At 64.5% G+C, this 468-nt stretch carries 1 protein-coding gene; it reads right to left on the minus strand.

The window, feature by feature from the left end:
- Window positions 1-302: 2-dehydro-3-deoxygalactonokinase (locus M3234_RS28865; protein WP_262307934.1), on the minus strand; the 302-nt coding region annotated here is incomplete at its 3' end.
- Between the last annotated feature and the right edge of the window lie 166 nt (window positions 303-468).

Below are 468 nucleotides of genomic sequence, written 5' to 3' on the forward strand. Positions count from 1 at the left end.
ATCCACACTTTTTCCGCCACCTCATATAACTGACCGTTGAGCGCCTCCAGCGCCAGCGGGCAGGCCAGATAAGGCACCGGTTGCCATCCGGCATCGCTGCCGATCATGCCCGCCATCACCACCGGCAGCGCGGGGTCGCCGCGCCACGGCGCCAGCTGCTGCTGAAATACCGCTTCGGCGCGCTGCCCGTTCAGACGCGTGACGCCGCAGGGCAGTTTCAGCTTGTCGATGCATTCGCCATCACGCATCCGCCATGCCCGCAGCTGGGTGGAGCCCCAATCGACGGCAATATACTCGTTCATGATTGCCCCTTACCCGCGTGAGGTATGACGTTTGCCAATCGGCAGCGGCGGCGGCGTTGGGCGGCTTTCACGCTCGCGGGTAATCATCTCCAGCGCCTGCTCGCGGCTCATGCTGCTTGCCGGGGTCAGTAACGTCACCACAACCGAGGCCACCAGGCTCGTCAGC

The organism is Neobacillus niacini (assembly GCF_023715785.1).
Taxonomy (GTDB): domain Bacteria; phylum Bacillota; class Bacilli; order Bacillales; family Cytobacillaceae; genus Neobacillus; species Neobacillus niacini_E.